The following is a 19,417-nucleotide window of genomic DNA, read 5'->3' on the forward strand; positions in this document are numbered from 1 at the left end:
GGCCCGGGCGCGCGCACCTCGCGGGGTGCGCGCGCCCGGGCCGTCCGCGCGTCCGGCGGCCGCGGGGTGTCGGCCGTCGAGTGTCCAGAACTCGGGTGACGAACCGGGACGAGCCGCCCGGCGTTGTGGACACTCGGCGTGCGGGGTCAGGCGGGCTCGGCGCCGCGGAAGGCCGCCAGGCGCTCGTGCTGCTCCGCGACCGCGCGCCGCAGGCCCGCGTCCCACGGGACCCACGGGTCGAGCTCGAGCGCGAGGCGCCGCCCCTTCGCGCGCGGGCGCCAGGTGCCGACGACCGCGCCGTCCGCCAGCACCGCGCCCGGCCGGCCGAGCACCGGCCACAGCGCTCTGGCGCGCGCCGGGTCGGCGACGAGCACGTGCCGGTCCCGCGCCTGGAGGAACAGGTCGTAGGGGCCGAGCAGCCGGACCACCGGCTCGCGGTCCCGGGCGCCGGCGCCGAGCAGCGCCGGCAGGTCGTCCGCCAGGAGCGCTGCCGCGGTTCCGTCGACCTCGACCGGCACCGCGTCGTCCGGCCAGCGCCGCCTGACGTCCGCCGCGGGCGCGTCGAGGTACGCCGCCACGTCCCGCGGGGTCGCGGGGCCGAGCAGGTGCAGGACGCTGCGGACGGGGTCGAGCCGGGTCGCGGCGTCCGCGCCGCCGGCGCCGTCCGCCCCGTCCCGGTCGTCCGCCCCGTCCCGGTCGACCGCCCCGACCTGCCCGGCGGGGAACCCCGGCGCCCGGCGCAGCACCGGGGGAGAGGTGCCCGGCTCGAGCTCCAGCCCGGCGTGCAGCGCGCCGAGCCGGAACGGCATCTCGAACATGTGCGTCGCGCCGCACGCGCGGCACCAGCGCAGGTACGGCTCGTCGAGCTCCGCGGTCATCCGCGTCGAGAGCGCGCCCTTGCCGGTGGGCTCGGCGACGACCGCGTGCATGGTCCGGGCGACGTGGGCGAGGGCGTCGACCGGCCGGATCCCCGCGGCCCGCAGCGGCTTCGCGGCGTCGTAGATCCGCTTCCCGGCGTCCGCGTCCGAGTACGGCCGCAGCGCGCGCTGCACCGCCGGCAGGTCGGCGCGGCGGTACGCGTGCGGCGCGCCGCGGACGCTCCAGGCGACCGCGAGGTCCTCGGGCCAGGCGCCCGCGGCCACCGGCACGCCGCGCAGCGCGAGCGCCCACAGCGCCCCGTCCGGGCCGGTGCCCTGCACGCCGGCGTCGAGCACGGCGGCGTCGGTCGCGGCGCGCGCCGGATCGGTCGCGCGGTCGAGCTGCTGCGCCCGGACGCGGTACCGGCGGACCTGGTCGGCGGTGACGCGGTCGGTCATGCCCCGAGCGTCCCACCCGCCGCGGCAGCCGTCACGAGGGCGCCGCGGTCGCCGCCGGCTCCGCCGCGCCGCCGCCCGCCCCACCCGAGCCCGCCCGCCCCACCCGAGCCCGCCCGCCCGCCCCATCCCTGACGCCGAGAATGCAGAAGATGCGGGGTTCGTGTGCCCGGAACCCCGCAACAAGTGCAAGCTCGGCGCCCTGGGCGGCGGAGGCCGGCGAGCGGGGGTGGTCCTGTCCTCACGCTGTGGCGCGCGTCACCGACACGCACCCCGGCGGCGCGGGGTCCCGGCCGAGCACGCGGGTGGCGGCTACCGTGAGGATCATGGCCGCCCGTCCGTCCTCCACCGCCACCCGTGCGGCAGCGACCTCGTCGCGCGCCCGCACCGCGGCACCGGCGGGGCGCGCGTCCGGCTCCGGCTCGCGCGGCCCCGCGAAGAACGCCGCCCCGCCGCCCCCGCCGCGCCCCGCGCTGCCGATCCGCATCGTGCGCGGCATCTGGATGGGCGCCGCCCACGTCGTCGGCGGCGCCGCGCGCCGGGTCGGCCACGGCGCCCGCGACCTCGACCCCGCGCTGCGTCGCGACGGCGCCGCGTTCTTCCTGATCGCGCTCGCGATCGTCGTCGCCGCGCGCGAGTGGTGGGGCCTGGACGGCATGGCGGGCGACGCCGTGCACGTCGTGGTCGCCGGCACGTTCGGCCGCGTCGCGGTCGCCGTCCCGGTCGCCCTGGTCGGCATCGCGGTCCGGCTCATGCGGCACCCCGAGCGCAACCAGGCGAACTCCCGGATCAGCATCGGCCTCACCGCGATCACGCTGGCCGCCTGCGCGCTCGTGCACGTCCAGCAGGACCTGCCCGCCCCGTCGGGCGGCTTCGAGGCGGTCCGGGACGCCGGCGGCATCGTGGGCTACCTGGTCGGCACGCCGCTCGTCAGCCTGGTGACCGCCTGGGCGGCCGTGCCGCTGCTGGTGCTGCTCGCGTTCTTCGGCGTGCTGGTCGTCACCGCGACCCCCGTCAACCAGATCGGCCCGCGCCTGCGCGGCGTCTACGACCGGCTGACCGGCAACCACCGCGAGGACGAGGTCGTCGAGGACGACGACGCGCCGCTCGTCATCAACGCCGGCCACACGGCGATCGACGAGGAGCCCGCCAAGCCGTCCCGCCGGAAGCTGATGGACCGGCTCAAGAAGCGCGCGGCGGCCGACCTCGGGGACCCCGACGCCCTCGACGAGTACGCCGGCGACGAGGCCTTCGAGCGCGCCGCCTACGTCGAGCGCATGCGCCGCGAGGAGGACGCGACCGCGGTCCTCGACCCGGACGACGTCGCCGACGACGAGCTGCCGGCCCCGGGCACCGCCCCGACCCAGGCCGTGACGGCGGTCGGCGCCGCCACCGCGACCCCCGCGGCCACTGCGGCGGACGAGGTCCCCGCGCAGCGGCCGGACCCGGTGGCCCCGCCCACGACCGGCGTGCCGCGCGGCGAGCAGCCGATGCTCGGCGGCGACGTGCTCTACACGCTGCCGGACGAGAACGCGCTGGCGAAGGGCGCGCCGCACAAGGTGCGCTCCGCCGCGAACGACCGCGTGGTCGAGGCGCTGACCGGCGTCCTGGAGAACTTCGAGATCGACGCCCAGGTCACCGGCTTCACGCGCGGCCCGACCGTCACGCGGTACGAGGTCGAGCTCGGCAAGGGCGTGAAGGTCGAGCGCGTCACGGCGCTCAGCAAGAACATCGCCTACGCCGTGGCGTCGGCGGACGTGCGCATCCTGTCGCCGATCCCCGGCAAGTCGGCCATCGGCATCGAGATCCCCAACACCGACCGCGAGACCGTGTCGCTCGGCGACGTGCTCCGGTCCAGCGCGGCCCGGCGCTCCGAGCACCCGATGGTGATCGGCGTCGGCAAGGACGTCGAGGGCGGCTACGTCACGGCGAACCTGGCGAAGATGCCGCACATGCTCGTCGCGGGTGCGACCGGCGCCGGCAAGTCGTCGTTCGTGAACTCGATGATCGTGTCGGTCCTCATGCGCGCGACGCCCGACCAGGTGCGCATGGTGCTGGTCGACCCCAAGCGCGTCGAGCTCACGATCTACGAGGGCATCCCGCACCTCATCACCCCGATCATCACCAACCCGAAGAAGGCCGCCGAGGCCCTCGAGTGGGTGGTGCGGGAGATGGAGGCGCGGTACGACGACCTCGCGATGTTCGGCTTCAAGCACATCGACGACTTCAACGTCGCGGTGAAGGCCGGCAAGGTGAAGCCGCTGCCGGGCTCGGAGCGCAAGATCGCGCCGTACCCGTACCTGCTGGTGATCGTCGACGAGCTCGCCGACCTCATGATGGTCGCCCCGCGCGACGTCGAGGCGTCGATCCAGCGCATCACCCAGCTCGCGCGCGCCGCCGGCATCCACCTGGTGCTCGCGACCCAGCGCCCGTCGGTCGACGTCGTCACCGGTCTGATCAAGGCCAACGTGCCGTCCCGCCTGGCGTTCGCGACGTCGTCGCTCACCGACTCCCGCGTCGTGCTCGACCAGCCCGGCGCCGAGAAGCTGATCGGCCAGGGCGACGCCCTGTTCCTGCCGATGGGCGCGGCGAAGCCGATGCGCACCCAGGGCGCCTGGGTCTCCGAGTCGGAGATCCACGCCGTCGTGGCGCACGTGAAGCAGCAGCTCAAGCCCGTCTACCGCGAGGACGTCGCCGTCACGGTGGCCAAGAAGCAGGTGGACGAGGACATCGGCGACGACCTGGACCTGCTGCTGCAGGCCGCGGAGCTCGTGGTCACCTCGCAGTTCGGCTCGACCTCGATGCTGCAGCGCAAGCTCCGCGTCGGGTTCGCCAAGGCCGGCCGCCTCATGGACCTGCTCGAGTCCCGCGAGATCGTCGGCCCGTCCGAGGGGTCGAAGGCGCGCGAGGTGCTCGTGCAGCCCGACGACCTGCCGGGGACGCTGGCGATGCTGCGCGGCGAGCCGGAACCGGGCGGGTCGGGCGCCGCGTCCGACGGCGGCGGCGCGCCCGCGGCCGACGACCGGTACGCCGCGCCGGAGGGCCGGATGCCCGGCGAGCCGCCCGAGGCCGTCGACTACTACGACGACGCCGACGACCTGCGCTGACGCCCGCCGGGCGGTCCGCGAGGCGTGCCCCCGGGGCCGGCTCCGGGTCGGGTTCGGCGTCGTCTGCCCGTAGGCTGAGGGGGTGAGTCGCCCTTCGCCGCTGAACGTCGCCAACGTGGTGACGGTGCTGCGCATCGCCGTGGTGCCGTTCTTCGCGTGGGCCCTCCTGGTCGACGGCGGGGACGACCCGACCTGGCGCTGGGTGGCCGCCGGGATCTTCGCGCTCGCCGCCGCCACGGACCGGCTCGACGGCTACCTGGCCCGCCGGCTCGGCCTGGTCACGGACCTCGGCAAGCTGCTCGACCCGATCGCCGACAAGGCCCTCATCGGCGCCGCGCTGGTCGGGCTGTCCTGGATCGGCGACCTCGGCTGGTGGGTGACCGGCGCGATCCTCGTCCGGGAGATCGGCATCACCGTGATGCGGTTCTTCCTGCTCAAGTACCTCGTGCTGCCGGCGTCCCGCGGCGGCAAGATCAAGACCGTGCTGCAGTCGGTCGCCGTCGGGCTGTTCCTGCTGCCGCTCGCCGAGCTGCCGACCGTGGTGCTCGTCGTCGCCAGCGTGCTCATGGGCGCCGCCGTCGTCGTCACGCTGGTCACCGGCGCCGACTACGTGCGGACGGCCGTGCGGGTGCACCGGGAGCACGTCGCGGGCGGCGTGGAGGCCACCCGGCACGCGGCGGCGACCGGGACGACGTCCCCGCACGGCGACCCGGCGTGACCGCGGGGGCCGCGGACCCGGCCGTGGGGGCCGCGGACGGGCCCGTGCGGGCCGCGGACGGACCCGCGGGCGCGGAGGGCCGGCCCGGGGCGGTCGCGGACGCGCACGGCGCGGCGGACGCGCACGCCGCGGCGGACGCGCTGCTCGCCGCCCTGCGCGGGCGCGGCTGGACGGTGGGCACCGCCGAGTCGCTCACCGGCGGCCGGGTCGCGGCGGCCCTGGTGGACGTGCCGGGCGCCTCGCGGTCCCTGCGCGGCGGCGTCGTCGCCTACGCCACGGACGTCAAGGGCTCCGTGCTCGGCGTCGACGCCGACCTGCTCGCGGAGCACGGCGCCGTGCACCCCGAGGTGGCGCGCCAGATGGCCGAGCGCGTGCGCGGCGTCGTGGGCTCCGACGTCGGCCTCGCGACCACCGGGGTCGCTGGACCGGACCAGCAGGACGGACATTCACCCGGGACCGTGCACGTCGCCGTCGCGACCCCCGAGCGCACCGTGGTGCGCACCCTCGCGCTGGAAGGGGACCGGGACGCGATCCGGGCCGCCACCTGCGACGCGGTCCTCCGGGAGGCGCTGTCCGCGGTGGCCGGCGACGGCGCCCGCTGACGCCCGGGAACACCCGGGGCCGTGCGGGCGTTGTGTAGATCGTGATGAACACCAGGCCCACCAGCCGTCCCGGCGCTGCCCGTCAGGGCGCCGCACTGTACGGTGGGAGCCTCCCCACGCGGGGCCACAAGGGTGCCGCCGTCGTCCGGCCCGCTGCTGCGGGTCAGCAGACGGCGCGGCAGGAGCAGGATCGGGACCAGAGAGGGGGACGCCAGATGGTCGTGTTGCGCCGAGAGATCGGTGACGTGCTGCGGGATGCCCGCCAGCGGCAGGGACGCACCCTGCGCGAGGTGTCCTCCGCCGCCCGGGTGTCGCTGGGTTACCTCAGCGAGGTCGAGCGGGGTCAGAAGGAGGCGTCGTCGGAGCTGCTCGCGAGCATCTGCGAGGCGCTCGACGTGCCCATGTCGCTCGTGCTGCGCGAGGTGAGCGACCGCATCGCCGTCGCCGAGGGTCTGCTGATCCCCGACACCGTCCCGGTCGACCTGGCTTCGGCCCTGGCCGGTCAGGACAGCACCTGGCGCCGACGCCCGGAGCTCACCCCGGTCGGCTGACCGCGGGGGACCCACCCCAGACACCGACGACGCCCGGTCGTCCCGCCCTTCGCTCGGCGGGAGGCCGGGCGTCGTCGCGTCCGGCGGCCGGTTGATCGGCGGGTGACCGGGCTCGAGTGGAGGATCCGGCCCGACACGCACCGGCGTGTCGGGCCGGATCGTCCACTCGTCCCTGGTCCCTCGTCGTCCGGGCCGAGTGGATCACCGGCACGGACACGCGTGGGCGAGCGGCGCGCGGGGGTCAGGCCGCGGGCGTCGGCGGGCGCTGGCAGACGCCGCAGAAGTACGCCGGCCGCTCCGTCGGCGGGTGGCCCGCGAGCCCGCGGCGCACCGGCGCGCCGCACCGTCGGCACGGCTCCTTGAGCCGCCCGTGCACCCAGGTCTCGCGGCCGCGGTACACCTCGCCCGTCGTGGACGGCGACGACGACCCGACCGAGCGCTGCATGATCGCCCGGGCGACGCGGAGCAGCCGGACGGGGTCGGCGACCTCGTCGGCCGGGGTCCAGGGCCAGATCTTCTCGAGGAACAGGGAGTCGGCCATGTAGATCGTGCCGATGCCGGCGACGACGGTCTGGTCGAGCAGCACCTCGCACACCGGGGTGGACCCGCGCGCGGCCCACCGGCGCAGCACCTCGGGGATGCCGGCCGCCTCGAAGTCGTCGGCCAGCAGGTCCGGCCCGAGGTGGCCGATGAGGGTGTGCTCGTCGCGGGTCGGCACCACGTCGAGCATCCCGATCAGCTCGCCGACGGCGGTCCAGGTCTCGTTCGCCAGCACCGCGCGCACGTGCGGTGCGCCGGCCCGGGCGCCGGGGGAGCCGGTGCGGGCGATCCGCCAGGACCCGTCCATCCGCAGGTGGGTGTGCAGGGTGCGGCCGTCGTCGAACCGGGTGAGCAGGTGCTTGCCGTACGGCTTCGTGCCGAGGACGGTGCGGCCGACCAGGTCGACGGTGGCGGCGGTGGGCCAGCGCAGGTCGCTGCGCACGAGCACGCGACCCGCGAGGGCCTCGTCGAGCCGGCGGGCGGTGCGGGCGAGGATGTCGCCCTCAGGCACCGGCGGTCACCTTCCCGGCGCTGCGGGCGACCCCGCCTCCCGGCACGACCGCGCGACCGGGCGACCGCCTCACCGCGCGCTCCGCAGCCGGATGCCCCGCGGCGTCGGCGCGAAGTCCGCCAGCGCCAGCGCACGTCCGAGCGCCGTCGACTCCAGCCCGCCGGTCAGCAGCTCCTCGCCGTCGGCGCGCACGAGCGTGACCCGGCCGAGCCGTCCCTCGCGCACGGTCTCCGCCAGTCGCGCGGTCGCGAGCCGCAGCACGGTCTCGTCCTCGGTGAAGGTCAGCACCGTCCGCCCGCCGCGCTCCAGGTAGAGCGCCAGCACGCCGTCGACGAGCACGACCACCGCGCCCGCCTTCCGGCCCGGACGGTGCCCGGTGGGGGCGTCCGCGCGGACCGGCCAGGCCAGCGCGGCGCCGTACGGGTTCGCCGGGTCGGTGGCGGCGAGCAGGACGACGGCCCGGTCGGCGTCCGCGGGCACGGACTGCTCGGCGATCCGCTCGATCTGCCGGGCCTCCGCGCGGAGCTGGTCGACGGCCCCGGGCAGCGCGAACTGCGACCCGCCGAGGTGCTCGACGAAGTACCCGCGCCGGACCTGCCCCTGCTGCTCCAGCGCCGCGAGCACCCGGTACACGGGGGCGAACTGCCCGGCGACGCCCTCGGCCGGCGCGACCGCGCGGGTCAGCACGCCGTGCCGGTCGAGCAGCTGCGCGGCCAGGGCGTGCGCGCGGCGCGTGGGGTCCTGCTCGCGCAGCGGCAGCATCGACCATCGGCCGCCCGCCTCGCCGGCCGCGGTCGCGAGCCCGCCGCCGAGACCGCCCAGCCCGCCGCCGGCGAGCCCGGCACCGCGCAGGCCGAGCCCGCTCCCGCGCAGGCTCGGCCGCCCGCCGAACCGGCCGCCGCCCATCGTGAGCTGCCGGGCCCGGGACGGCGGCGCCGACGCTGTCGTCTTGTGCGTCGTCCTCCCGCCGGCCAGCCGGGCGCGCAGCGGCGCCAGCCCGTCGTTCGTCACGAGCCCCGCCCACACCAGGTCCCACAGCGCGTCGACCAGGGCGGCCTGCGACGGGGGAGAGTCGGGCAGCGTCTCGGCCACGCGGGGGCCGAGCGCGCCGACGAAGTACGCCCCGCCGCCGCGCAGCGCCTCGACCAGCGCGCGGTGGAGCGGCGTGTCCAGGTGCTCGGGCGCGGGCGCCGGCTCGGAGCCGGGCGGGGTGAGCAGCGGCAGCGTCAGGTCGGCGGTCGCGGCGAGGTGCAGGCTGACCAGCCCGTCCTTGCCGGGCAGCGTGCCGTGCCCGGCCCACAGCACCTCGCCGGAGGCGGTGAGCTCGTCGAGCAGCGCCGGGCTGTAGTCCGGCACGCGGGCGGGCAGCACCAGCGACTCCAGCGCGGACGCGGGCACGACGGCACCCGCGAGCTGCTCGACGGCGCGCGCGAGCCCGTCGACGCCGCGCAGCGCGCCCGGGGCGGACCGGCCGATCGCGTGCTGCCAGGACGGCTGGAACCGGCCGAGCGCCACCTGCGGCACGGGCTCGACCTCGGACCGCAGCGCGGCCAGCGACCGCCGGCGCAGCGTGCGCAGCACGTCGGCGTCGCAGTACTCGTCGCCGACCCCGCCGAGCGCGTCCGGGCGCAGCCGCCCCTGCACGATCACGCCCGCCCGCTCCAGGGGGCGCAGCGCGGCCTGCACGACGGCGGTGCCGAGCCCGAACCGGGCTGCGACCTGCGCCGCCGTGAACGGCCCGTGCGTGCGGGCGTGCCGGCGCACGAGGTCGCCGAGCGGGTCGGGCAGCACCTCGGTGAACACCTCGGGCACGCCGACCGGGAGGGCCACGCCCAGCGCGTCGCGCAGGCGCCCCGCGTCCTCGACGGCGGCCCACTGCTCGGCGTCGGCCGGCGGCAGCCCGGAGACGCGCACCCGGATGATCCGCCGCGCGTGCTCGAGGTCGGCGAGCCAGCCGGCGACCTCGCCGCGCACGTCCTCGCGGGTGCGGGCCTCGACGCCGACGAGCGGCAGCGGCCCGTGCCGGCGCAGCACGTCCGCCACCTGCTCGGCGGTGCGCGCCTGCCGATCCGGGTCGGTGGCCGTGAGCTCGGCCTCGGTGCGGACGACGGCGTCGGGGTCGAGCAGGTCGGCGATCTGCGACCCGCCGCCACCCCCGAGCAGCTCGTCCAGCAGCGTCGGGTCGAGGGTCAGCGCGGCGGCGCGGCGCTCGGCCAGCGGGGCGTCGCCGTCGTAGAGGAACTGCGCGGTGTAGCCGAACAGCAGCGACTGGGCGAACGGCGACGGCCGGGTGGTGGTGACCTCGACGACCCGCACCCGCCCGGCGGACACGTCGCGCATGAGCTCGACGAGCGCGTCGATGTCGAAGTCGTCCTGCAGGCACTCGCGCACCGCCTCGAGCAGGATCGGGAAGTCGGGGTACCGGGACGCGACGCTGAGCAGCTGCGCCGACCGCTGCCGCTGCTGCCAGAGCGGCTGCCGGCGGTCGGGCCGGCGGCGGGGGAGCAGCAGCGCGCGGGCGGCGGCCTCGCGGAACCGGGCGCCGAACATCGCGGAGGCGCCGAGCTCCTCGCGGACGGCGTCGGCGACCTCGTCGGGCTCGATCAGCAGGTCGGTCGCGTCGACGGGCGCGGCGTCGGTGAGGCCGCCCGGGCTCGACGGCGAGCCGTCGGCCGACCAGGAGTCGGGCGCGGTCCAGCCGAGCAGGTCGCCGACCGGGTCGGCGGTCGCCGCGAGCATGTCCGGCAGGCGCAGCACGATGCCGTCGTCGGCGTGCATGGCGGCGGCGTCGACGCCGAACCGCTCGCGCAGCCGCGCACCCAGCACGAGGGCCCACGGCGCGTGCACCCGGGCGCCGAACGGGGAGTGCACGACGACGCGCCAGTCGCCGAGCTCGTCGCGGAACCGCTCGACGACGACGGTGACGTCGCTGGGCAGCACGCCGGTCGCGTCCCGCTGCTCCCGCAGGTACCCGAGCAGGTTGTCCGCGGCCCACGGGTCGAGCCCGGCGGCGGCGACCCGCTCCCGCGCGTCGGCGTCGGGCAGGTCGGCGACCTCGCGGGACCAGGCGCCCATCGCGCGGCCGAGCGACGCGGGCCGGCCCTGGGAGTCGCCCTTCCAGAACGGCAGCCGCCCCGGGACGCCCGGCGCCGGGGTCACCAGCACGCGGTCGGGGGTGATGTCCTCGATCCGCCAGGTGCTGGACCCGAGCGTGAACGTGTCGCCGACCCGGGACTCGTAGACCATCTCCTCGTCCAGCTCGCCGACCCGCTTGCCACCGCGGGTGCGGCCGCCGGACCGCTCGGGGTCGACCGGCACGTCCGCCGTCTCGGAGCCGGACGCGAGGAACACGCCGTACAGGCCACGGTCGGGGATGGTGCCGCCGCTGGTGACGGCGAGCCGCAGGGCTCCGGGGCGGGCGCTCAGCACGTCGGTCGCGCGGTCCCACAGGATGCGCGGGCGCAGCTCGGCGAACTCCTCGCTCGGGTACCGGCCGGCGAGCATGTCGAGCACCGCGCGCAGCGTGGCGTCGCCGAGCGTCGCGAACGGGGCCGACCGCCGCACGACGGCCGCCAGGTCCGCGACCGTCCAGTCCTCGGTGGCGACCATCGCGACGACCTGCTGCGCGAGCACGTCGAGCGGGTTGGTGAGCACGTGCAGCGGCTCGATCTGCCCGGCGCGCATCCGCAGCGCCGTGACGGCCGCGGGCACGAGGTCGCCGCGGAAGGTCGGGAACACCACGCCGTGCGACACCGCGCCGACCTGGTGGCCCGCGCGGCCGATGCGCTGCAGCCCGCTGGCCGCGGACGGGGGCGCGCCCACCTGCACCACGAGGTCGACCGCGCCCATGTCGATGCCCAGCTCGAGCGAGCTGGTCGCGACCACCGCGGGCAGCCGGCCGGCCTTGAGCTCCGACTCGGTGCGGGTGCGCTCCGCGCGGCTCATCGACCCGTGGTGGGCGCGGGCGATGATCGTGTCCGCGTCCCGGGCGTCGACGCCGACGGCGGTGCCCGACTGCGCGGTCACCTGCGCGGCCCACAGCGTCGACGGGTCGGGCACCTCCTCGCCCTGCCGCTCGGCCCACACCTCGTTCATGCGGGCGGTGAGCCGCTCGGCGCCGCGGCGGGAGTTCGTGAACACCAGCGTCGACCGGTGGTCGGCGACCAGGTCGACGACCCGCTCCTCGACGTGCGGCCAGATCGACGGGCGCGGCGCGCCGGACCCGGCGGCCTGCCCGGTGAGGTCGGCCTCGCCGGGCGCGAGGGGCGGCAGCTCGTCGTCGACCACCGGCTTCGGCGCGCGAGCCCTGCCGTCGTCGGGCAGCGGCGCGCCGAGGTCGGTGAGGTCGGGCACGGGCACGACGACGTCGACCCGGATCTCCTTGGTCGACGGCGGCTGCACCACGACCACCTCGCGACCGCCGTCCGCGGGCGCGCGGCCGCCGCCGAGGAACGCCGCGACCCGGTCGACCGGCGTCACGGTCGCCGACAGGCCGATGCGCTGGGCGGGGCCGGGGCCGTCGGGGCGGTCGAGCAGCGCGTCCAGGCGCTCGAGGGACACGGCTAGGTGCGCGCCGCGCTTGGTGCCGGCGACGGCGTGGATCTCGTCGAGGATGACCGTGCGCACCCCCGACAGCCCGGCGCGGGCGCCGGAGGTCAGGACGAGGAACAGCGACTCCGGCGTCGTGATGAGGATGTCCGGCGGCTTCGTCGCGAACTGGCGCCGCTCGTTCGGCGGGGTGTCGCCGGTGCGGACGCCGACCTGCACGTCGGGCAGCGTCAGCCCGCGGCGGGTCGCGGCCTGCCGGACGCCGACCAGCGGCGAGCGCAGGTTGCGCTCGACGTCCGTGGCGAGCGCCTTGAGCGGCGACACGTACAGCACCCGGCACCGCTGCAGCGGGTCGGCCTCGGCGTCGACCGGCTCGGCGGTGATGCGGTCGAGAGCCCACAGGAACGCGGCGAGCGTCTTGCCGGACCCGGTCGGGGCGACGACGAGCGCGTGCCGCCCGGTCGACACCGCGTCCCAGGCCCCCGCCTGCGCGGCGGTCGGCTCGGCGAAGGCGCCGCGGAACCAGTCCTGCGTGGGCTCGGAGAACCGCCCGAGGACGTCGGCGCCGGTCGGGCCGCCGGCGGTCGGGGAGGGTGTCACCGCGCCATTCTGTCGCGGGGCACCGACACGCGCGCCCTCACCTGCGGGTCCGCGGCTGCGCTCCCCGCGAACGGCTGCGCGGGGCGGGTCGCGCGCGGCAGGATCGGGGCATGCCGATCGACGACGCGACGCAGGCCGTGGTCCGGGCGCTGTGGGAGGCCGGGGCGCGCCACGGCCGGGCGCCCGCGCCGGTGCCGGAGGCGGACCCCTGGGAGGACGACGCCCAGGGCGCCGGCCACGCCGCGCTGGTGGTGGTGCTCGCCGGGACGCCGGACCTCGAGGTGCACCTGCACCGCGACGGCCACGACGAGGTCGAGGTCGAGAACGGGGCGTACCTGGACGTCCCGCGCCGGGACACCGTGGCGGTCGTCGAGGCGCTGCTCGGCGGCGGGGCGCGGCGGCGGCCGCGGGTGCGCGGGTTCCTCGGCAACCTGGTCGCCATCTTCCTCGACAGCCCGGCCCCGTCGGACCTCGAGGTGCGGGTCGGCGAGGGGGACGCGGCGCGGACCTACCGCGCGCAGATCACGGCGACGCAGCCGGTGTCGGCGTGGCTGATGTCGCGGCCGGTGGCGGACGACTGACCGTGGCCGACTGACCACCGGAGCCGTGTCGCGCGTACGCTCGCTGGTCCACGGACGGTCGGGGAGGGGAACGCAGTGCGGTACCGGGAGTTCTGGCAGCTGGTCGACGAGGTGCTCGGCAGCGCCCACGGCCGCGTCCTCACCCGCGAGCTGGTCCTGCAGCGGCTGGGCGACCGCACCCCGGAGCAGGCGCTCGACGCCGGCATCGACCCGCGCGACGTGTGGCACGCGCTGTGCGACGAGCTGGACATCCCCGACGCGCAGCGATGGGGCGACGACAGGTACCGCCAGGCGCCCCCGCGCCGCTGACGCCCGCACCGCACCACCCGCGACGGGCGTCCCTCCGTGCGCCGCCGCGTGGCAGGCTGGGCGACGTGTCGCCCGCCGACCCGCACCGCCCGCCGCCGCGCTGGTGGACGGTCACGCTCAGCGACGTCGGCGACGCGCTGCTGGGGCTGGTCACCACCGCCGTCGGCCTGGGGATCGCGATCGCGGTCGTCGACGGCGTCAGCGCCACCAACCCCGGGTCGGTGCTGCTCGCGGCGCTCGCTGTCGCGGTCGGGGACCTCGTGCTGCGGCCCCCGCTGCGCCTGCTGGCGCGGGTCGGCGGCGCCATGGGGGCGCTGCTGGCCGGGCTGGGCGCGCAGGTGCTGGTCGCCTGGCTGGCGCTGACGATGCTGCCCGGCCTGCAGGTCGCGAACGCGTGGGGCGTCGTGCAGGTGCTCGTCATCTCCGGGGTCGTCATGGCGGCGGGGCGCTGGGTGTGGGGCGCCTCCGACTCGGACTACGTGGTCGGCGACGTGCTGCGCCGCGCTCGCGCGCACGCGCGGCGCGCCGGCGAGGGCGGCGGCGCCGTCCCGGACGACCGGCCGCCGGGCCTGCTCGTCGTGCAGCTCGACGGGGTCGCCGCCCCGGTGCTCGCGCAGGCCGTGGACGCCGGGCTCGCGCCGACGATGGCGCGCTGGACGGCCGACGGCACGCACACGCTGCGCACCTGGTGGGCGCAGGCGCCCTCGACGACCCCCGCGAGCCAGGCGGGGCTGCTGCACGGCGCCGCGGACGCGATCTGCTCGTTCCGCTGGTGGGACCGCGAGGCGGGCCGGCTCGTGGTGACGAACCACCCCGACGACGCCGCGCTGGTCGAGCGCCGGCTGTCCGACGGCCGGGGGCTGCTCGCCGACGGCGGCGCGGCGGTCGCGACGATGTTCTCCGGAGACGCGGAGCGCCAGCACCTCGTGATGAGCCAGGCGCGGCGCGGCATCGGCCCGGGCACGTCGTACCTGCGGTTCTTCGCCAGCCCGTTCGTGCTCGCCCGCGCCGTGACGCTGACCGTCGGCGAGATGGTCAAGGAGCTGTACCAGGGCCGGCGGCAGCGGGTGCGCGACGTGCGGCCGCGGGTGCCACGGCGCGGCTGGTACGTCGTCCTGCGGGGCGTCACGAACGTGCTGCTGCGGGACCTGGCCACGTCGGTCGTCGCCGAGCAGCTGGTGCGCGGCGCGCCGGTCGTGTTCGTCGACCTCGTGGACTACGACGAGATCGCGCACCACGCCGGGCCGACGCGGCCCGAGGCGATGCGCGCGCTCGAGGGCCTGGACCGGGTGCTGGACACGCTGGTGCGGGTCACCGCCGCGGCCCCGCGGGACTACCGCGTCGTCGTGCTCTCGGACCACGGGCAGTCGCTCGGCGCGACCTTCGAGCAGGTCACCGGCCGGACCCTGGTCGACGTCGTGCGGCGGCTGATGGCGGAGCCGGGGGTCGACGCGGTGCAGGCGGGGACGGACGAGGAGTGGGGGCCGCTCAACGCGTTCCTCAGCTCGGCGTCGGCGGGGCGCGGCGACCGGTCGGTCGTGCTGGGCCCGCAGGGGCGCGAGCGGCGCGACGGAGGAGACGTGCGGCCCGAGGCCGACGGCGCCGCCGCGCCGGACGTCGCCGTGACCGGGTCGGGCAACCTCGGCATGGTCTGGTTCCCGCGCGCCGGGCGGCGGCTGGTGCTCGAAGAGGTCGAGGCGCGCTGGCCGGGGCTGGTCCGCGGGCTCGCCGGGACGCCGGGCGTGGGGCTGGTCGTCGTCGACACCGCGGCGCGGGGGCTGATGGCGGTCGGCCCCGGCGGCGTGGCGTGGCTGGAGGCGGGCGACGACGGTGCCGCGGTCGACGGCGTGGACCCGCTCGCGCGGTACGGCGCGCAGGCGACCGACGACCTCCGGCGGCTGGGGCGGCTCGCGGAGGTCGGCGACCTCGTGCTGCTGTCCGACGTCACGCCCGAGGGGCACGTGCACGCCTTCGAGGAGCAGGTCGGCTCGCACGGCGGGCTCGGCGGCGCGCAGAACCTCGCCGTGCTCCTGCACCCGGCCGACCTCGCGGTGGACGACGACCTGCTGGCCGACGTCGACGGCGTCCGGATGCCCGTCGGCGCCGACCGGGTGCACGAGCAGCTGCTGCGCTGGGCCACCGCGCTCGGGCTGCGGACGACGGCGGCCGAGCGGGCGGCGGCCGACGTGGACACGGGCCGGCCGGCGGGCGGGTCCCCGTGACCGCGGCGGACCCGAGCGGCGCCGGGGCGACGCTGCGCTGGATCGGCCACGCCACGGTGGTGCTCGACGTCGGCGGGGCGCGGGTCGTCACGGACCCGCTGCTGCGCCCGCACGCGGGGCTGCTCCGGCGGCGCGCGCCGGCGCCGCACCCCGAGCACTGGGCGGCCCCCGACGTGGTGCTGGTCTCCCACCTGCACCACGACCACGCGGAGGTCGGCTCGCTGCGGCTGCTGGGCGACGCGCCGGTGCTGGCGGGCCGCGCGAACGCGCACTGGCTCGCGCGGCAAGGGCTCCGGGCGGTCGGGCTCGGGGCGGAGGAGTGGTGGACGGTCCCGGGCTCGGTCGTGCGCGTCCGGCCCGTCCCGGCCGAGCACGGGCACCGGCCGATGCCGCACCGGCCGAACGCGGCCCACGGCTTCCTGGTCGTCGCGCCCGGGCTGCGCGCGTGGTTCGCCGGCGACACCGCGCCGTACCCGCACATGCGCCGGCTGCCCGAGCTCGCGGGCGGGCCGATCGACCTGGCGATGGTGCCGGTCGGCGGCTGGGGGCCGCGGCTGTCCGGCGGGCACATGGACCCGCGCCAGGCGGCGGCGGTGTGCGAGGCGATCGGGGCGCGGTGGGCCCTGCCGGTGCACTGGGGCACGCTGCATCCGCCGGCGCAGCGGCGGCTGCCACCGGGGTGGATGGACCGGGCGGGGCCCGCGTTCGCGCGGGCGCTCGGGCGGCGGGCGCAGGTCGAGCCGGTGCTGCTGGCGCCGGGCGAAGCGGTCCGGCTGGGGGAGCCGGGCGCGGCGGTGGAGCGGGTGGCGGAGGCGCCCGACGAGGCGTGAGGCGCGGGCACGCGGGCGGGGTCGGTGCGCGACGCGCCGCGGCGTGTCGGTGCGCAGTCGGTCGAACATGTGTTCGGTAGAGTGGTCCGCGATGGCGCGCCACGGGTCCGGGCGCGGTCCGACGGTGCGTCCCCAGGAGGGGCGTGCGGCGCGGGCTGTGGACGGGGCCGGGGTCCATGTCGGTGGTCGGGCATAGCGTCGTCGCCACACACACGAGACCAGCCCTGCCGGCGCAGCGCGAGGCTGCACGAGACGCACGAGGTGGAACACCATGCCCGCACCCCAGGACCGCGAGAAGGCTCTCGAGGCCGCCCTCAGCCAGATCGACCGCCAGTTCGGCAAGGGCTCGATCATGCGTCTCGGCGACGACGGTCGCGCCCCGGTCGAGGTCATCCCGACCGGCTCCGTCGCCCTCGACGTCGCGCTCGGCATCGGCGGCCTGCCGAAGGGCCGCATCGTCGAGATCTACGGCCCCGAGTCCTCCGGTAAGACCACCGTCGCGCTGCACGCCGTGGCCAACGCCCAGCGCCAGGGCGGCATCGCCGCGTTCATCGACGCGGAGCACGCGCTCGACCCGGACTACGCCAAGAAGCTCGGCGTCGACACCGACGCCCTGCTCGTGTCCCAGCCGGACACCGGTGAGCAGGCGCTCGAGATCATGGACATGCTGATCCGCTCCGGCGCGATCGACATCATCGTCATCGACTCCGTCGCGGCCCTGGTGCCGAAGGCCGAGATCGAGGGCGAGATGGGCGACAGCCACGTCGGTCTCCAGGCCCGCCTCATGTCCCAGGCGCTCCGCAAGATCACCGGTGCGCTCAACGCGTCCGGCACCACCGCGATCTTCATCAACCAGCTGCGCGAGAAGATCGGCGTGTTCTTCGGGTCGCCCGAGACCACCACCGGTGGCAAGGCGCTCAAGTTCTACGCGTCGGTCCGCATGGACATCCGCCGCATCGAGACCCTCAAGGAGGGCACGGACGCGGTCGGCAACCGGACCCGCGTGAAGATCGTCAAGAACAAGATGGCCCCGCCCTTCAAGCAGGCCGAGTTCGACATCCTGTACGGCGTCGGCATCTCCCGCGAGGGCGGCCTCATCGACATGGGCGTCGAGCACGGGTTCATCCGGAAGTCCGGCTCCTGGTTCACCTACGAGGGCGACCAGCTCGGCCAGGGCAAGGAGAACGCGCGCGGGTTCCTGCGCGACAACCCGGACCTCGCCGTGGAGATCGAGAAGAAGATCCTCGAGAAGCTCGGCATCGGTGCCAAGGTCGACGCGCCCGCCGGCGCGGAGGTGAAGGTCGACTTCTGATGTCGACCCGGCACGACCCGGCCGCCGGACCCGCGGCGGCCGGGGGCGACTCGGCGTGGCTCGACACCCGCTCGACGGGTGAGTCGGCGTGGGACGACCGGTCCGACGCCGACTCGTCCGCCTGGGCGGGGGATGCGGAGTCGTCGGCCTCGGTGTGGGACGACGACTCGGCCGCGCCTGCGTCGGTGTGGGACGACGACGCGTCGGCGCCCGCGTCGGTGTGGGACGACGACGCGTCGGCGCCCGCGTCCGGATGGACCGACGCGGCGTCGGTGCGCGCGTCGGTCTCGAGCGACGAGCCGTCGGCCTCGGCGTTCGCGCGACGCGCGGGCGCCCGGGCCACACCTCGGGCGGATGCCGACCCCGACCCCAAGGAGGCGTGGGGCGACGGCGACGTCGAGTCGTCGGCCCCGCGCAGGGGACGTGGCTCCGCCGGGCGCGCGCGACCGTCGACGGCCGGGAGGCGTCGCCGGTCCGCCGAGGGGAGCGACCAGGACGACGGCGTCGTCGTCGACCCGGACGAGCCGCGGACGCGTCCCGCTCGGGCGCGCGCCGGCGGGGGCCGTTCCACCGGCTCCGGCGACCGCGCGTCCGCCGAGCAGTCGCCCGAGGTGGCGGCGGTGGCCGCGCGCCTGGCCGAGATCGTCGCGCGCACGGGCAGCGGCCGGTCCGGGGGCTTTGGCGCCGGCAAGGGGCCGGGCCGCGAGGCCGCCGACGCGGCGCCGATGCCGGACGACCGCGCTGCCGGCGCCGCGCCGATGCCGGGCCACCGCGCGGCGGACGCCGAGCGAGCGGCGGACCAGAGCGCTGCGGACGCCGACATGGCGTCGGACCACGACGCCGCGGACGAGCCGCGCAGCTCCCGTGGCGCGTCCCGCGCCCGCCGCGTCACGCCGGGCCGCCGCCGCGCGCCCGCGTCGGAGCCGCCCGCGGCCGGGGCGGCCGCCGCGGACGCCGAGCCCGATCCCGAGTCCGTCGCCCGCGCCATCGCCCTGCGCCAGCTGACCGCCGCGCCCCGCAGCCGCGCTCAGCTGGCCGAGGCGATGGCCAGGCGCGACGTGCCCGACGACGTGGCCGACCGGGTGCTCGACCGGTTCACCGAGGTCGGCCTGGTCGACGACGCCGCCTACGCCGAGATCCTGGTCCGCAGCCGGCACGCCGAGCGCGGCATGTCGCGCCGGGCGCTCGCGATGGAGCTCCGCCGGAAGGGCGTGGACGACGAGATCGCCCGCGAGGCGCTCGAGCAGGTGGACGACGCGGACGAGGAGCAGGCCGCCCGCGCGCTCGCCCGCAAGAAGCTGCGCGCCACCCGCGGGCTCGACCGCGAGGTCCGGCTGCGCCGGGCGTACGGCGCGCTCGGCCGCCGCGGCTACGGCGGGTCCCTGGTGTCCCGGGTGGTCCGGGAGGAGCTCGACGCCGAGGCCGCCGACGACGCCGTCGGCTGACGACCACCCGGTGCGGGCGGGTCGGCCGGGTGGGGCAACCCGCCGCGGCCGCGACCTCGCCGGTCCCGGCCCCGCGATGGGTGAGAATGGGGTCTCTCGCGTCGGCGCCGACCCGCGCGCCGGATCGGCGGCGTGCCGGGGACCCGTGCGGCCGCGTCGAGAGGGCCGGGTCGCGCGCACCGCGCGCCCCGGCGCGAGCACAGCTGGACCTCGAGACCGGGAGCGTGG

The 19,417-nt window shown here is 77.2% G+C and carries 13 protein-coding genes; 10 read left to right on the plus strand and 3 right to left on the minus strand.

All coding sequences use genetic code 11. The features are described 5' to 3' along the window. Nucleotides 1-146: 146 nt before the first annotated feature. Complete coding sequence (locus tag Cpa01nite_RS13020; RefSeq protein ID WP_203669187.1) at nucleotides 147-1,316, minus strand: DNA glycosylase AlkZ-like family protein; 1,170 nt, start codon at nucleotides 1,314-1,316, stop codon at nucleotides 147-149. 323 nt (nucleotides 1,317-1,639) lie between these two features. On the opposite strand from Cpa01nite_RS13020, the gene Cpa01nite_RS13025 reads away from it, so the two are divergent. The 4 genes from Cpa01nite_RS13025 to Cpa01nite_RS13040 all read left to right on the plus strand — a co-directional run bounded on the left by Cpa01nite_RS13025 (nucleotide 1,640) and on the right by Cpa01nite_RS13040 (nucleotide 6,291). Continuing rightward, on the plus strand, nucleotides 1,640-4,420 hold the full coding sequence (locus Cpa01nite_RS13025; RefSeq protein ID WP_203669188.1) for an FtsK/SpoIIIE family DNA translocase: 2,781 nt from the start codon (nucleotides 1,640-1,642) through the stop codon (nucleotides 4,418-4,420). A gap of 82 nt (nucleotides 4,421-4,502) precedes the next feature. Further along, nucleotides 4,503-5,138, plus strand: coding sequence for a CDP-diacylglycerol--glycerol-3-phosphate 3-phosphatidyltransferase (pgsA, locus tag Cpa01nite_RS13030; RefSeq protein WP_203669189.1), 636 nt, complete (start codon nucleotides 4,503-4,505; stop codon nucleotides 5,136-5,138). Beyond that, the gene (locus Cpa01nite_RS13035) at nucleotides 5,135-5,740 is read left to right on the plus strand and encodes a CinA family protein (protein ID WP_373307414.1); all 606 of its coding nucleotides are present in this window, start codon (nucleotides 5,135-5,137) and stop codon (nucleotides 5,738-5,740) included. The genes pgsA and Cpa01nite_RS13035 overlap by 4 nt, the downstream gene beginning before the upstream one ends. A 215-nt stretch (nucleotides 5,741-5,955) precedes the next feature. Further along, nucleotides 5,956-6,291 carry a helix-turn-helix domain-containing protein gene (locus Cpa01nite_RS13040; protein ID WP_203669190.1) on the plus strand — a complete coding sequence of 112 codons (336 nt, stop codon included), beginning with the start codon at nucleotides 5,956-5,958 and terminating at the stop codon, nucleotides 6,289-6,291. Between the two features lie 241 nt (nucleotides 6,292-6,532). Here Cpa01nite_RS13040 and Cpa01nite_RS13045 read toward each other — a convergent pair whose 3' ends face one another. Beyond that, nucleotides 6,533-7,342 carry an Fpg/Nei family DNA glycosylase gene (locus Cpa01nite_RS13045; RefSeq protein WP_203669191.1) on the minus strand — a complete coding sequence of 270 codons (810 nt, stop codon included), beginning with the start codon at nucleotides 7,340-7,342 and terminating at the stop codon, nucleotides 6,533-6,535. A 69-nt stretch (nucleotides 7,343-7,411) separates the two neighbouring features. Continuing rightward, the gene (locus Cpa01nite_RS13050; RefSeq protein WP_203669192.1) at nucleotides 7,412-12,490 is read right to left on the minus strand and encodes an Lhr family helicase; all 5,079 of its coding nucleotides are present in this window, start codon (nucleotides 12,488-12,490) and stop codon (nucleotides 7,412-7,414) included. A 110-nt stretch (nucleotides 12,491-12,600) separates the two neighbouring features. Here Cpa01nite_RS13050 and Cpa01nite_RS13055 point away from each other — a divergent pair, with 110 nt between their 5' ends. From Cpa01nite_RS13055 to Cpa01nite_RS18700, 6 genes are all read left to right on the plus strand, one after another. Further along, nucleotides 12,601-13,071 carry a hypothetical protein gene (locus Cpa01nite_RS13055; RefSeq protein WP_203669193.1) on the plus strand — a complete coding sequence of 157 codons (471 nt, stop codon included), beginning with the start codon at nucleotides 12,601-12,603 and terminating at the stop codon, nucleotides 13,069-13,071. Nucleotides 13,072-13,146: 75 nt separating this feature from the next. After that, a complete protein-coding gene (locus Cpa01nite_RS13060) occupies nucleotides 13,147-13,380 on the plus strand; it encodes a DUF3046 domain-containing protein (protein WP_203669194.1) in 234 nt (77 codons plus the stop codon). Nucleotides 13,381-13,445: 65 nt separating this feature from the next. Then, complete coding sequence (locus tag Cpa01nite_RS13065; protein WP_239068759.1) at nucleotides 13,446-15,602, plus strand: alkaline phosphatase family protein; 2,157 nt, start codon at nucleotides 13,446-13,448, stop codon at nucleotides 15,600-15,602. After that, nucleotides 15,599-16,432 (plus strand): MBL fold metallo-hydrolase, encoded by an 834-nt coding sequence (locus tag Cpa01nite_RS13070; protein WP_239068760.1) that lies wholly within the window; start codon nucleotides 15,599-15,601, stop codon nucleotides 16,430-16,432. Before Cpa01nite_RS13065 ends, Cpa01nite_RS13070 begins: the two co-directional genes overlap by 4 nt. Nucleotides 16,433-16,703: 271 nt before the next feature. Then, nucleotides 16,704-17,744, plus strand: coding sequence for a recombinase RecA (recA, locus tag Cpa01nite_RS13075; protein ID WP_203669196.1), 1,041 nt, complete (start codon nucleotides 16,704-16,706; stop codon nucleotides 17,742-17,744). Then, nucleotides 17,744-19,189: a RecX family transcriptional regulator gene (locus Cpa01nite_RS18700; protein WP_239068761.1), complete on the plus strand. Its 1,446-nt coding sequence runs from the start codon at nucleotides 17,744-17,746 to the stop codon at nucleotides 19,187-19,189. Before recA ends, Cpa01nite_RS18700 begins: the two co-directional genes overlap by 1 nt. The last annotated feature ends 228 nt before the right edge of the window (nucleotides 19,190-19,417 follow it).

It is taken from the genome of Cellulomonas pakistanensis, from assembly GCF_016862755.1.
GTDB lineage: Bacteria > Actinomycetota > Actinomycetes > Actinomycetales > Cellulomonadaceae > Cellulomonas > Cellulomonas pakistanensis.